The 13,862-nt window shown below is 73.5% G+C and carries 9 protein-coding genes; 2 read left to right on the top strand and 7 right to left on the bottom strand.

The window, feature by feature from the left end; translation table 11 throughout:
* Window positions 1-24: 24 nt before the first annotated feature.
* The 4 genes from AC1UE5_RS23800 to AC1UE5_RS23785 form a co-directional block, all read right to left on the bottom strand.
* Window positions 25-1,329: a uracil-xanthine permease family protein gene (locus AC1UE5_RS23800; RefSeq protein ID WP_482928343.1), complete on the bottom strand. Its 1,305-nt coding sequence runs from the start codon at window positions 1,327-1,329 to the stop codon at window positions 25-27.
* A gap of 43 nt (window positions 1,330-1,372) precedes the next feature.
* Window positions 1,373-1,888: an O-acetyl-ADP-ribose deacetylase gene (locus AC1UE5_RS23795; protein WP_482928341.1), complete on the bottom strand. Its 516-nt coding sequence runs from the start codon at window positions 1,886-1,888 to the stop codon at window positions 1,373-1,375.
* A 15-nt stretch (window positions 1,889-1,903) separates the two neighbouring features.
* Entirely contained in the window at window positions 1,904-3,133 is a 1,230-nt protein-coding gene (locus tag AC1UE5_RS23790; RefSeq protein ID WP_482928339.1) for a hypothetical protein, read from the bottom strand.
* Between the two features lie 74 nt (window positions 3,134-3,207).
* On the bottom strand, window positions 3,208-4,746 hold the full coding sequence (locus AC1UE5_RS23785; protein WP_482928337.1) for an alpha/beta hydrolase: 1,539 nt from the start codon (window positions 4,744-4,746) through the stop codon (window positions 3,208-3,210).
* Between the two features lie 213 nt (window positions 4,747-4,959).
* Here AC1UE5_RS23785 and AC1UE5_RS23780 point away from each other — a divergent pair, with 213 nt between their 5' ends.
* The gene (locus AC1UE5_RS23780) at window positions 4,960-7,572 is read left to right on the top strand and encodes an OmpA family protein (RefSeq protein ID WP_482928335.1); all 2,613 of its coding nucleotides are present in this window, start codon (window positions 4,960-4,962) and stop codon (window positions 7,570-7,572) included.
* A gap of 168 nt (window positions 7,573-7,740) precedes the next feature.
* Complete coding sequence (locus AC1UE5_RS23775; protein ID WP_482928333.1) at window positions 7,741-10,770, top strand: OmpA family protein; 3,030 nt, start codon at window positions 7,741-7,743, stop codon at window positions 10,768-10,770.
* Here the strand turns inward: AC1UE5_RS23775 and AC1UE5_RS23770 are convergent.
* The 3 genes from AC1UE5_RS23770 to AC1UE5_RS23760 are packed head-to-tail and all read right to left on the bottom strand — an operon-like array spanning window position 10,767 to window position 13,828.
* Window positions 10,767-11,543, bottom strand: a complete 777-nt coding sequence (locus tag AC1UE5_RS23770; RefSeq protein ID WP_482928331.1) for an SDR family NAD(P)-dependent oxidoreductase — start codon at window positions 11,541-11,543, stop codon at window positions 10,767-10,769. The two genes, AC1UE5_RS23775 and AC1UE5_RS23770, sit on opposite strands and share 4 nt — an antisense overlap.
* A gap of 39 nt (window positions 11,544-11,582) precedes the next feature.
* A complete protein-coding gene (locus AC1UE5_RS23765; protein WP_482928329.1) occupies window positions 11,583-12,350 on the bottom strand; it encodes an SDR family NAD(P)-dependent oxidoreductase in 768 nt (255 codons plus the stop codon).
* A gap of 11 nt (window positions 12,351-12,361) precedes the next feature.
* On the bottom strand, window positions 12,362-13,828 hold the full coding sequence (locus AC1UE5_RS23760) for a hypothetical protein (protein ID WP_482928327.1): 1,467 nt from the start codon (window positions 13,826-13,828) through the stop codon (window positions 12,362-12,364).
* Between the last annotated feature and the right edge of the window lie 34 nt (window positions 13,829-13,862).

Below are 13,862 nucleotides of genomic sequence, written 5' to 3'. Positions count from 1 at the left end.
CGGACCGGGCCCGCGCCGCAGGCGCTACCCGCTCACGTCAGCGGCGGCGGGTCCGACCGGCCCGCCGCCCCGGCGCTGCAGCAGGCGCAGGACCTGGTAGGCGACGATCGCGGCGACCGTGCCGAGCGCGATGCCCGCGAACGTGTAGTCGCCCCAGACGAGGCTGTAGTCGCCCGCGCCGACGATCAGCGCCACCGCCGCGGTGGTCAGGTTCACCGGGTCGCGGAAGTCCACGCCGGCCTCGATCCACACGCGCGCGCCGAGGACGGCGATCAGGCCGAACAGCGCGGTCACCGCGCCGCCGAGGACGCCGATCGGCATCGCGCTGATGATCGCGCCGAACTTCGGCAGCAGCGCCAGCGCGATCGCGCACAGCCCCGCGACGATGTAGGCGAGCGTCGAGTACACCCGCGTCAGGCCCATCACGCCGATGTTCTCCGCGTAGGTCGTGGTGCCCGAGCCGCCGAACAGGCCCGCCAGCGCCGTGCCCGCGCCGTCGCCCATCAGCGAGCGGCCGATCTCCGGATCGAGGTTGCGCTGGGTCATCGTCCCGACGGCCTTGACGTGGCCGGCGTTCTCCGCGATCAGCACGAGCAGCACCGCGGGGACGATGAGGAGGATCGCGTCGAGCTGGAAGCTCGGCGTCGTGAACTCCGGCCAGCCGACCCAGTCGGCCTCCTCCACGGCGGTCCAGTCGACCTTGCCGAGGATCGCGGCGAAGACGTAGCCGGCGGCGACGCCGAGGAAGACCGACAGCTGCGCCGCGATCCCGCGCAGGCCGACGGTGAACGCGAGGATCGCGACGAGCGTGAAGAGCGCCACGCCGGCCTGCTGCTCGAACTGGTCCTTCGCGACCGGCGCGAGGTTGAGGCCGATCAGCGCGACGATCGCGCCCGTCACGACCGGCGGCAGCAGCACCTCGATCACGCGGTAGCCGACGCGGTCGACCAGCAGGCCGACGAGGAAGAGCGCGACGCCCGCGGCCACGATGCCGCCGAGCGCCGCGGGGATGCCGCCGTCGGCCTTGGCCGCGATCACCGGCGCGATGAACGCGAACGACGAGCCGGTGTACGACGGGACGCGGTTGCGCGTGATCAGGACGAACAGCAGCGTCGCGATTCCGCTGAACAGGAGCGTGGTCGTGACCGGGAACCCGGTCAGCACCGGCACGAGCGCGGTCGAGCCGAACATCGCCAGCACGTGCTGGCCGCCCAGCCCGATCATCGCGTGCCAGGCGAGCCGCTCCTCCGGCAGGACCACCTCGCCGTCGCGCACGCCGCGCCCGTCGTCGCCGTGCAGCTTCCAGATCCCGTCGATCCACTGGTTCACGGTGCGGCATGGTGGTGCGCGGGGCGGACGGACCCGCGCGGCGCTACGGCACGCGGCCGAGCGCCTGCTCGAACGCGTCGTACGCGCGCGCGTCGAAGAGCCAGAAGCGCGCTTCGCTCACGCGCGGGTCGTTCTGCATCGCGCTCGCGGTGGCGGAGATCGCGACCTCCGCGGCGGGCTCGAGCGGGTAGCCGTAGACGCCGGTCGAGATCGCGGGGAACGCGACGCGCGTGTCGCCCGCCTCCGCGGCCAGCGCGATCGCGCGCCGGTAGCACGAGGCGAGCAGCTCGGGCTCGCCGTCCGTCCCGCCGTTCCACACCGGCCCGACGGCGTGGATGACGTGCCGCACCGGCAGCCGCCCGGCGCCGGTCAGCTTCGCGTCGCCGGTCGCACAGCCGCCGAGCGTCCGGCACTCCTCCAGCAGCGCCGGCCCCGCGGCCCGGTGGATCGCGCCGTCGACCCCGCCGCCGCCCAGCAGCGACGAGTTGGCCGCGTTGACGATCGCGTCGGCCTCGGTGTCGGTGGTGATGTCGCCGCGATGCAGGGTGATCCGCGCCATGCGACGCAGTGTCGCTCAGACCGGCGGCGGACGCCGGTTGCCCGAGCCCCGCCGCGGCGCGCAGGTGCGGTAGCGGCGGGTGCCCGTGAGCACGCGGCCGTCGTCGAGCAGCATGCGGATCGTCACCGTGTACCGCCCGCGCGGGAGGCCCGTGAGGTTCACCGGCGCGGTGACGCGGGTGCCGCGCAGCGTGCGGACGGTCTGGCCGTTCACCCGCACGATCGCCGCGGCGATGCGCGTGCCGGTGGGATGGCGCAGGCGGATGCGGAAGCTGCGGCGGCTCAGGCAGCGCCGGTTCGACGGGGCGGTGACCAGGCCGCCGCGCCCGAACACCGGCTGGCTGCGGGACGGCGCGGTCGTCGAGGTGCCCTGCGGCAGCCCGGCGGCGCCGGTGGGGGAGAAGACCGTGACGTGCGAGAACGTCGCGCGCTCGCCCGGCGCCAGCGCGTACGTCCACGAGATGCCCGCGCCGTTGTCGACCGACTCGCCGCACCGGCACGTGTTGGGGAACGGCGTCCGCGTCGCGATGTGCGCCCACACCTCGCTGTAGCCGGCCTCCATGTACCGCGCGCCGCGCGTCAGCGGGTACCACTGCTCGATCCGCGCGGCCGGCGTGTTGTTCGCGTTGAGCGAGCAGCCCGCGGCGCCGGCGGCCGGGTCGACGAAGCCGAAGCCGGTGTCGGACTCCTGCAGGTAGCAGTCGGCGGCGCGGTACAGCACGCCGCTCGCCGGCCCGCCGCCGCGGTTCTCGACGGTGACGTCGGTGCGGTACGCCTCCTGCCCGGCGATGTACGTGTCGACCTGCGTGACGCGCAGCCCGCTCGCGCCCGCGTCGGCGACGGTGCGGACCGTGCGCGGGTCGGCCGCGGTGCCCGCGCCGCTCGCAGGCGTCTGGCTGACCGGCGTGAACGGCGTCGTCGCGCCGAGCGAGCCGGTCGCCGAGCCCGCGTGGTTGGCGAAGTCGGGCGCGAACAGCGTCGTGCCCGCGGTGAGCAGCGTCCCGCAGCTCCCGGGTGCGGCGGACGGCGGGTAGACCTCCATCAGCCGGTCGGCGGCGTGCGCGACCTGGCAGCTCAGCTCGTTCCCCAGCACGATCCGCACGAGCGGCCCGGCGGGCGTCGCCATCTCCGTCGCGGGCGTCGGCACCTGCGCCCGCGCCACGGCCGGCGTGCCGCCGGCCACCGCCAACGCCGCGACCGCTGCGGCGGCCCATCCTCTCCGGGCGCTCCGTGCCCGAGCCGACATGCCGCGACGCTACTCCTCCCGCGCGCGCCCTGCCGGGGGATCTCCCACGGATCCCCCGGACCGGGCGCGTCGCGTCAGCGAGGCAGGCGCTGCTGGCGGCGGCGGAGCTCCTCGCGGGCCGCGTCGGCCGCGGTGTCGCGGGCGCGGGTGGAGGGGGCGTCGCCGGCCGGGCAGTAGCGGTCGGCCGGTGGGCTGTCGGAGACCAAGTGGGCCGTGACGGCCGCGGTCATGCAGGCGTTCGCGGTGAAGACGAAGAGCGCGTGGCCGCCCTGGTCGACGGTGACGAGGCCCGCGCGGCGGCCGAGCTTCGCGCGCATCGCCACGCCGCCGACGTACGGCGTCGCCGGGTCGCGCAGGCCCTGCACGACGAGGACGTTGCGCGGGCCGGCGGAGGAGATCCCCACCGGCGGTTCGATCGGCGGGTGGTTCCAGAACGCGCACGGCCAGACGTTCGAGCCCAGCTCGCCGAAGACGGGGAAGAGGCGCGTGTCGAACGTCAGCTCCGCGCGGTAGCGGTCGAGCGACCGCGGCCAGGCGACGTCGTCGCACAGCACCGCCAGCGCGGACGCGGCGCCGTTGTCGACCGGCACCGGCGACGGCGGTGCGGGCGACGGGGCGGGCTGGTCGACGCCCGCGCGCACCTCGCTCCACACGGTCGCGAGCGTCGGGAAGTCGGCGTCGAAGTACAGGAGCGCGAACGTCAGCTCGCGGAACCACTCGCGGTCGGCCACGATCCCGAGCGAGGTCCGCACGGGCCGCGCAGTCGCCTGCTCGAGCAGCGCGAAGTACGTCGCGCGGACGGCCTCCGGGGTCGCGCCGAAGCCCAGCTCGGCGTCGCGCGCGGCCGCCCACTCGGCGAAGTCGCGCAGGCGCGGCTGGATGCGCCGGTCCTGCCCGGCGTCCGGGTCGCCGGCGAGCCGCCAGTTGCGGAACTGCTCGCGCCACACCCAGCCCGGGTGGACGGCGCTGTCGAGCACCACGCGGTCGGTCCGGGTGGGGAACAGCGACGCGTACACCGCGCCGAGGTACGTGCCGTACGACCAGCCGAGGTACGAGATCCGCTCCTCGCCGAGCGCGGCGCGCAGCAGGTCGAAGTCGCGCGCGGTGTTCGCGGTCGTCATGTACGGCAGCCGGTCGCCGGACACCTGCGTGCAGCGGTCCGCGACGCTGCGCATGAAGGCCGCGGTCGCGCCGAACCCGCCGGGCTGGGTGAGCGGGACGAGGGCCTCGCCGGCCTCCTCCTCGCTCAGCCCGCACGAGACGGGTGCGCTGTGGCCGACGCCGCGCGGGTCGATGCCGATGACGTCGTAGCGGTCGCGGACCTCCTGGGGGAGGAGCGGGCGGATGAGCGCCGGGATGTCGATGCCCGGCCCGCCCGGGCCGCCGGGGTTGGTGAACAGGACCCCGCGGCGCAGCTCGGGGTTCTCGGCGCGCAGGCGCGACACCGCGACCGTGATCGTCCGGCCGTCCGGGTCGCGGTGGTCGAGCGGCACGGCGAGCGTGCCGCACTCCAGCCCTTCGGTCGGCGGCGTGCCTTCGGGGCACGGGCCCCAGTCCACCGCCGCGTCCGCGGGCGCTGCGCCCGCCAGTCCTGCTGCAACCGCCGCGAGCACGATCGCTCCCGCTCGCCGGCTCCGACCTACCGCACCCAGCATCTCGGCACCTCCGCGTGCTGGACCCGCAGCGGTCCCGCACCGCCGCGCCGTCCGACACCGGAACATACGCGAGGCTCCAGGCTCGGTGCTGCCCCGCGAACTACCGGAAGCCGGTGGGATGGCGCGCTGCCGCTCGTACCGGGGCAGGCATGTGCCGAGTACACGCGTGTTATGGCAAGGACGCCCCTCGCGCGAAGGATCGCGCGCCTCACACCCCTCGCCGCGGTCGCCGCCGCGGCGCTCATGGCGCCGGCAACGGCCGCCGCGGACTACCCGGACGGCGACGGCCTGGTGACGGCCTCGTTCGACGACGGCATCGTCAGCGTGTGGCCCGACGGCACGAACGCCCACGACTGGACGCTCCACGGCACCGTCGGCACGTACGACGGCTCCGGCACCAAGCTCTCGCTGAAGACCGCCGCCAACGTCGTCTCGCGGTACGACATGGCCACCCGCGCGATCGACGTGAACGTCCCGTACGACTTCGGGACGGTCGGCGCGACGGCGATGAGCCCCGACGGCACGAGCTTCGCCGCGGTCAACGGCGCGTCGCTGATGACCTACGCGGGCGCGTACGCGTGGAACGCCCCGATCGAGTACGCCGTGGGGCGGTTCGGGTGGGCGACCCAGAGCGGCAACCAGCGCAAGGTGTACGTCGCCGGGCCGGACGCGACGAACGGTGGCGGCCAGGACATCGCGGGCACCATCGAGATCGTCGAGCAGGACGGGGGGACATGGGGCGTGTCCGGCTCCGACGGGGCGCAGAACGCGACCGTCTCGCCCGATGGGCGCTATGTCGCGTTCGAGCTGTCCACCGACGGCCAGCGCGACGTCTACGCCTTCGACACGACCAGCGACGGCATGCCGTTCAAGGTCGCCGACCAGACCAGCGCCGACGAGTACCTGCCGACGTTCTCGCCGAACAGCATGCGGCTCGTGTTCGCCCGCGAGAACGGCAGCGGCACCGAGGTGCGCGAGATCCCGATCGTGCAGGTCGCGGCGTCCCGCCTCGTCCACACCTTCCCGGTCGCGCCCGCGACCGGCCTCGCCTGGCAGCCGTCGGTCGCGCCGACGGCGGGCACGCTCGAGCTCGACACGGTCGCGAGCCCGAAGGTCGGCACGTACGTCGACTGGGTCGGCAACCCCAACGGCGGCTACCAGCCGATGACGGACACGATCACCTGGCAGCGCTGCCCGGCGGTCGCCACCGACGCCGACGGCTGCGAGGACATCATCGCGGCCGACGCGTACCAGGTGGCCGCCGCGGACGTCGGTCACCGCCTGCGCATCCGCCGCGAGGTCAAGAACCCGGCGGGCTCGAGCACGATCCACTCGTCCATGACCGCGGTCGTCGCCGCGCTTCCCGCCGGCAGGCCGGTCTTCACCAAGACGCCGGGCGCGCTGACCAACGCGGAGATGCCCGCGTTCGAGTGGATCGCCGGCGAGAACGGCGGCAGCGAGTACGAGTGCCGCGTGGTCGTGGGCTTCGACGACTGGATGCCTGACACCGGCTGGGCTCCCTGCGTCTCCGGCGCGACGACGCCGCCGCTCACCACCGGCGACTACACGTTCCTCGTCCGTCACAAGGGCGCCGACAACGAGATCGCCGTCCACGAGTTCACCGTCGACCAGAACCCGCCGGCCAAGCCCCAGCTGATCATGCAGAAGGTCGACGGCCTCAGCGCGTCGGTCTCCTTCACCTCCGGCTCCAACGAGATCGTCACGTTCGAGTGCCGCCTCGACGGCATCCCGACGGAGAGCATCTCGCCGTGGACGCCGTGCCCTGGCGCGTGGAGCGGCAAGGACCTCGCCGAGGGCAAGCACAAGCTCGACATCCGCGCGATCGACAAGGCGGGCAACCGCAGCGAGATCGTGACGGCGACGTGGACGAACACGAAGCCCGTCGTCAAGCCGGAGGAGCCCAAGCCCGAGCCCGAGCCCGAGACGCCCTTCGTCCCGCAGGCGCCCGCGGTCGAGACCCCGGCTCCGGCCGCGCCGGCCGCCGCTCCTGCGGCGGAGACGCCCAAGCCGGTGGTGACCCCGGTGACTCCGAAGGCCCCGGCGCTCGCCGTGACCATCGGCGGCACGAAGACGGGCGCGCAGACGCAGGGCGGCACGTCCTCCGCGGCGACCATCGAGGTCGCCAAGGAGTCGGTCGGCGTGGGGTGCTCGATCACCGGCACCGTGCTGAAGTCGTGCAAGGTCGACCTGTACGCGCCGAAGGCCGGCGGGGCGACCGCGCGGGCCGCGGCGGCCGGTGAGGTCCTCGTCGGCACCGGCACCTACACCAAGGCGTCCGGCTCGTCGAAGATGGACGTCAAGGTGGAGCTGAACGCCACCGGCAAGGCCATGCTGCGGAAGAACCCGGGCGGCCTGGAGGTGTCGGTGAAGATCGTCGGCCAGCCGGTCTCCGGCGCCCCGCTGAAGGCGACCGGCGTGGCGAAGCTCGTCACCGACCGGGCGCGTGCGACGGTCGGCGGGTTCGCGGTCGACTCGCCGGTGCTGACCGCCGCCGCCAAGCGGCAGCTCCGCACGCTCGCGAAGTTCGGCAAGGCCCACACGATCCGCTGCGTCGGCCACACCGACGGCTCCAGCGACGACGAGTCGTACCTGAAGGACCTCGGCCTGCGCCGCGCCAAGGCGGTCTGCGCGTACCTGACCGCGCACGGCGCCAAGGGGACCCGCGTGCTCGTCTCCAAGGGCAAGGCCGTCCCGGCCGCGACGAACACCACGACGGCGGGTCGCGCGAAGAACCGCCGCGTGCAGGTGACGCTCGTCCGCTAGCCGCCCCGCGGCGACACCCCGAGCAGGATCGACGGGCCGCCCGCGAGGGCGGCCCGTCGTGCGTCGCGGACCATCCCCACCGGCGACCGGTCATGTGTCCACGGGGCTGACACGATCGGCTGATCGGCCGATGCACGGCCCGCCGGAGACGCCGACCACCGGTGCGTTATGGCTCCCAAGACCATCTCGCGCCGACTCGCGCGCATCTCCCCTCTCGCGTTCGGCGGCATGGTCGCGTTCGCCCTCGCCGTCCCCACCGCCGCCTCGGCCGCCAACCCCGCTGACAACGGCCGCATCAGCTGGACGAACGAGACCGAGACCCGTTCCGTGTGGTCCGACGGCTCGCACGACGAGGTCGAGTCGTTCCACGCCGCCGGCTGGTCGATCGTCGGCAACTGGAACGCCACCGGCACGCAGGCTGCCGCGATCGAGGTCAACAACCGGACGCCGTACATCTTCAACGACGGCGGCACGACGGTCGCCCGGACCGTCAGCGCTCCGAGCGGCGAGACGATCATCGACATCGCCATCGGCCCGGACGGCCAGCGCACGGTGATGACCTCCGACGCGTCGGTCACGATCAACAACAACGGCCTCAACACGCAGATCTTCCCGTCCACCGGCGGCCGCGTCTCCTGGTCCGCCGAGGGCACCGACGGCACGATCATCTGGGACGGCTACGAGTCCGGCGAGAGCGATCCGGGCAGCGGCGGCATCCCCGGCGGCGAGCTCCCCTTCGCGCCCGTCGAGAACGAGGGCAACGGCACGGGGATCATGATGGTCAAGCAGCTCGGTGCGCCCACCGAGATCGTGACCGACACGAACGCGAGCAACCCGTCCATCTCCAAGGACGGCAGGATCGTCGCGTACAGCTCGAACAACGACATCTACTGGATCGACCTGAGCCAGCAGAACCCGGTCCCGACGAAGCTCGCCGGCTCGACGCTCGGCGCGGACGACATGCCGACGGTGTCGCCGGACGGCACGCAGGTCGCGTTCGCGTCCGGCAACTACGGCGAGCAGGACATCATGATCGCCGACGTCAGCGGGGGCCTCGCCCGCAAGGTCGCCGACACGAACACGGTCCAGAACATGGCCTGGCAGCCGGTCACGAAGGCCGCCGCCGGCACCGTCACGGTCTCCGGCACGCCGCAGGTCGGCGAGGTCCTGACCACCGGCGGCGTCGCCGCCACGGGCACCGCTCCGCTCACCACCGGCTACCAGTGGCAGCGTTGCACGGACCTGCCGCCGGAGAGCGACGGCTGCGTCGACATCCCGGGCGCGACCGCGTCCAGCTACACCGTCACGGCCGACGACAAGGGCTACAAGCTCCGCGTGAAGCGCACCGCCACGAACGCGGGCGGCTCGCAGGTCGCGACGTCCTCGGAGACGGCCGTCGTCACCGACGCGGGCGGCAACGACCCCGATCCGCTGCCGGTCGACTCGATCAAGCCCGAGCAGCCCGTGTTCTCCAACGGCCCGGACTCGCTGGACACCGACACCACCCCGACGTTCGAGTGGGACGGCGCCGAGCAGGGCGGCAAGTTCCAGTGCCAGATCGTCGGCGACCTCGTCGTCGGCGAGGAGACCGCCACGCCGTGGGCGGACTGCACCTCCCCGTTCACCACCCCGGAGCTCGCCGCCGGCGCGCACAGCTTCCGCGTCCGCCAGGTCGACGACGCCGGCAACGTCGGCGACTACCGCCAGTACGACTGGACGATCACGGCCCCGAACACGACCCCGAACCCGGTCGACACGACCAGGCCGCTCGCGCCGAAGATCACGCTGTCGCCGAAGCAGCTCGACAACGACCCGACGCCGACGTTCGAGTGGACCGGTGCCGAGGACGGCGGCAAGTTCCAGTGCCGCGTCGTCGAGGGCGCGCTGGAGTACGTGTCCCCGTGGACCGACTGCACCTCGCCGCACACGGTCCCGGACACGCTCACCGACGGCTTCTACACGTTCCTCGTCCGCCAGATCGACGCCGCGGGCAACCTCGGCGACGTCGCCGACGTCTCGTGGCGGCTCGACGCCACGGCGCCCCCCGCGGTCGTCCTGCTCGAGGGGCCGATGCTGACGACGCCCGAGACGACGGCCACCTTCAGGTTCCAGAACGCCAAGTCCGGCCGGATGGAGTGCCGCGTCGACGCCCCCGCCGACGAGGTCGCAGCCTCCCAGTGGCACGAGTGCGGCTCGCCGGTCGTGCTGACCAACCTCACCCCGGGCAAGCACAAGTTCGAGGTGCGTGAGGTCGACGAGGCCGGCAACGCCAGCGTCCCGGCCGTGTGGAACTGGGTCGTCAAGCCCGTCGAGGTCGTCGTGCCGGAGACGCCGAAGCCGGAGGCGCCGAAGCCCGAGACCCCGGCCGCGCACGTGCCGGCCGTCGAGATCCCGGCGGCGGCCCCGGCCGCGGCGCCGGCGGAGACGCCCAAGCCCGCGACGCCGAAGGTGACCCCGAAGGCGCCGGCCCTGACCGCCACCATCGGCGGGACGAAGTCGGGCGCGCAGGTCGGCGCCAACGGCGGCACGTCGTCCGCCGCCACGATCGAGGTGGCCAAGGAGGCCGTCGGCGTCGGCTGCTCGATCACCGGCACCGTGCTGAAGTCGTGCAAGGTCGATCTGTACGCCCCGAAGGCGTCGGGCGCCAAGGCCCGCGCGGCCGCGGCCGAGCAGGTCCTGGTCGGCACCGGCACGTACGAGTCCAAGAACGGCTCGTCGAAGATGGACGTGCGGATCGAGCTCAACGCGACCGGCAAGGCGATGCTCCGGGCCAACCCCGGCGGCCTGAAGGTCACGGTCAAGATCAGCGGCCAGCCGGTCTCCGGCGCCCCGCTGAAGGCGACCGGCGTGGCGAAGCTCGTCACCGACCGCGCATCGACGACCGTCGGCGGGTTCGCGGTGAACTCCGCGGTCCTCACGCGGAAGGCCAAGGCCGAGCTGCGCGCGTTCGCGAAGTTCGGCAAGGCCGCCTCGGTCCGCTGCGTCGGCCACACCGACGGCTCCACCAGCGACGAGTCCTACCTCAAGGGGCTCGGCGAGCGGCGCGCCCAGGCCGTCTGCGGCTTCCTCGCCAAGGTCGGCGTCAAGGCGTCGAAGCGGACGCTCGTGTCGAAGGCCGACACCGTGCCCGCCGCCACGAACACGACGAAGGCCGGCCGCGCGCTCAACCGCCGCGTGGTCGTGACGCTGGTCCGCTAGGTCCGGCGGAAGGCGCGCCCGGTCACGGCGTCGAGCACGAACGGGGGCAGGTGGGAGGCGAGCTTGCCGAGAGCCGCCTTCCCACCTGGCCCGAGCGTGTGCTTGTCGCCCACGATCGCGTCGACGATCTCCGCGCCCCACTCGGCGGGCGTGTGCTGGTCCCAGCTCTCCGAGGACGGGAAGTGCTCGCGGAGCTGGGCCTTCACGTCGTCCATCATGTCCGTGTCGATCCCGCCGGTGACGACGTGCAGCACCGTCACCGGCGTGGACGCCAGCTCGCGGCGCAGCGACTCGGTGAACGCCGCGACGCCCGACTTCGCGGCCGCGTAGGTCGACACCGCCGGGAAGTTCGCGTAGGCGACGACGCTCGAGTTGTCGACGATCTTCCCGCGCCCGCGCGCGAGCATCCCGGGCAGCGCGAGCCGCGTGAGGTGGACCGGGCCGAGCAGCGTGGACTGCAGCAGCTCGTAGACGGTTCCGACGTCCTGCGTCTCCAGCTGCCCCGCCGTGAACTGGCCGGCGTTGTTGACGAGCACGTCGACCTCCGCGTCGAGGGCGGCCCAGCACTCCTCGATCAGCGCGCGCGACGAGAGGTCCATCCGCACCGGGGCGACCGACGCCGCGCCCGCGGGCGCCACCGGCTCGTAGCGGTCGAGCGACCGCACGCCGACGAGCACCCGCGCGCCCTCCTGCCGCGCGAGCGCCTCCACGATCCCGCGCCCGATGCCGCGGTTGCCGCCGGTGACCAGGCACGTCTTCCCGTTCAGGTCCATACCGGGCGTACGCAGCGCTGCGCCCGGCGGTTCAGGCCGTCAGGTGGTGAGCATCCCGCCGTCGACCGGCAGCAGCGCGCCCGTGACGTACGAGCCCGCGTCGGAGGCGAGGAAGATCGCCGCGGTGACGAGCTCGACCGCCTCGCCCTTGCGGCCGGCGGGGATGCGGAAGTTCATCTGGTCGAGGTAGCCGTCCGGGTACTGGTCGGTCATCTCGGACGCGAAGAACCCGGGCGCGAGCGCGTTGACGCGGATCTTCTTGCGGCCCGTCCACTGCTGCGCCAGGTCGCGCGTCAGGCCGATGATCGCCGCCTTGGACGCCGCGTACGCGGCCTGGGGCAGCCCGGCGGTGGTGGAGCCGAGCACGCTGCCGATGTTGACGATCGCGCCGCCGTCCTCGCCGATGTTCCGCGCGAACGCCTGCGCCATGTAGTACGAGCCGTTGAGGTTGATGTCGATCACCTGCGAGAACTGCTCGGGCGTCTCGCGCGTGGCCGGCACCGCGGTCCCGATCCCCGCGTTGTTGATCAGCACGTCGGCCTTGCCGAGCTGCGCGACGGTCTCCTCGACCACGCGCGTGCAGTCGTCGGCGCTGGAGACGTCGGCCGGGATCGCGACGCACCGCCGCCCGAGCGCCTCGACCTGCGCCTTGGTCGCCTCCAGCTTCTCCACGCGCCGCGCGCAGATCGCGATGTCGGCGCCCGCCTCCGCGAGGCCGGTGGCGAAGGCGACGCCGAGGCCCGACGAGGCCCCGGTCACGATGGCGACCTTGCCATCGAGCTTGAATCGGTCGAGGACTGCGCTCATGGCGCGCGACCTTATCCGCGGTGGACGATGCGCGTCAGCGTGAGCCGGTGGCGGTAGCGCGAGCCGCCCGCCTTCAGCACGACGGTGAGCTTCGCGCCGCGCCCGCGCTGGATGTCGCGGCGCATGCGCGCGAACTCGATGCCCAGGTTCGACTGGCCGCGCTGGCCCTCGCCGACGCCGAACCCGAACAGGATCGTCGCCGCCTTGCCGCGGCCGATCGCGTACGTGCTCGTGCCGAGGTAGGACCGGCCGTAGTACGCCTCGAGCTTGCCGCCGCACGAGTCGTCCTTCGCCGTCGCGGGGCAGGCGACGCGCAGGTTCATCCGGTGGACCGGGTAGTGCCGCGGCGTCCGCATCCATGCGCCGGTGCGCGGGACCTTCAGGTCATCTCCGGGGAGCGCCTTGCCACCCTTGACCCGTTCGCAGTCGCCCTCGATCCGGTCGCCCGCGTCGGCCTGCACGACGTCGATGCCGCCGCCGCAGGAGATGCGTCCGCCGAGGCCGTCGACGAGGTCGATCTCGTCTCGGCCGCTCCCGAAGTCGCCGTTGATCGCGATCCCCGTGACCGGCACCGGGTCGCTCCCGCGCAGCACGGAGGTGCTCAGCCCGGCGCCGACGGTCCGCTGGCCGATGACGTCGATCGTGCGCAGGCCGACGAGCGAGCACGCAGCGCGTCCGTCGAGGTAGCACTCCGGGCCGGCCGTGGCGACGCCGTCGAGCATCACGGTGGGGCGCCCGCGGTAGTTCGCTACCCATGCCATCCGTACCCGCTCCTCGCCGGTCGCGCGGTAGCTCAGCGTGTCGCCCGCGCGCGTGACGGTGCCGTTGTACGGACCCTCCTCGGGCTTCGGCGGCGCCACCGGCTGGCCCGGCTTCCAGAGGTCGGACGGCTTGTAGCCCGTCTCGCAGTCGAAGCCCCACACCGCCTTCTCCGGCGCCAGCACGCGGTCGACGCCCGCGCCGCAGGCGAGCGCCTCCGGCAGGATGCCCGAGCTCTCCGGCACCCAGATGACGTCGTCGCCGCCGCCGAGCTGCACGTCGAGCGGGACCGGGACGCGCACCGGGATGTCGGTGCCGAGCGAGTAGTAGTGCCCGAACGCGAACTCCTGCAGCTGCCCGACGAGCCGGACGAAGTCGGGCCCCTCGCTGCCGCGGATCGCCACCCGCTGCACCCCGCCGAGCGGGCACACCGCGTCGTCGCGCGGCACGGCCGTGCACCCGGCGCCGGCGTGCACCGGCACGTCGCCGGCGTTGAAGAGCAGGCACGGCCCGAAGTCCGGCGACGGCGTCTGCCTGCCGGTCGTGAAGTCGCGCAGGTTGAACTGGCACGGGACGGTCGTCATCGACGCGACCGCGAGCGCCGAGCCGGGCTCGGTCGCGACGACGAGCGTCCCGCCCTCGATCCCCACGCGGTCGGCGGACGCGGCGGCGGGGAGGAGGAGCGCGGCGAGGAGCGCGAGGGGGAGGAGGCGGAGCATGGCCGCGATGCTCGCCGCCGCCCCGCCCGCACGG

Source organism: Parviterribacter multiflagellatus, assembly GCF_056863265.1.
This window is presented reverse-complemented; position numbering and strand designations above follow the sequence as displayed.

Excerpts from the sequence above, each read along its gene's own strand:
- AC1UE5_RS23780 (WP_482928335.1), top strand. The coding sequence starts at position 4,960 with ATGGCAAGGACGCCCCTCGCGCGAAGGATCGCGCGCCTCACACCCCTC.
- AC1UE5_RS23765 (WP_482928329.1), bottom strand. The coding sequence starts at position 12,350 with ATGAGCGCAGTCCTCGACCGATTCAAGCTCGATGGCAAGGTCGCCATC.
- AC1UE5_RS23790 (WP_482928339.1), bottom strand. The coding sequence starts at position 3,133 with ATGTCGGCTCGGGCACGGAGCGCCCGGAGAGGATGGGCCGCCGCAGCG.
- AC1UE5_RS23760 (WP_482928327.1), bottom strand. The coding sequence starts at position 13,828 with ATGCTCCGCCTCCTCCCCCTCGCGCTCCTCGCCGCGCTCCTCCTCCCC.
- AC1UE5_RS23770 (WP_482928331.1), bottom strand. The coding sequence starts at position 11,543 with ATGGACCTGAACGGGAAGACGTGCCTGGTCACCGGCGGCAACCGCGGC.
- AC1UE5_RS23775 (WP_482928333.1), top strand. The coding sequence starts at position 7,741 with ATGGCTCCCAAGACCATCTCGCGCCGACTCGCGCGCATCTCCCCTCTC.
- AC1UE5_RS23795 (WP_482928341.1), bottom strand. The coding sequence starts at position 1,888 with ATGGCGCGGATCACCCTGCATCGCGGCGACATCACCACCGACACCGAG.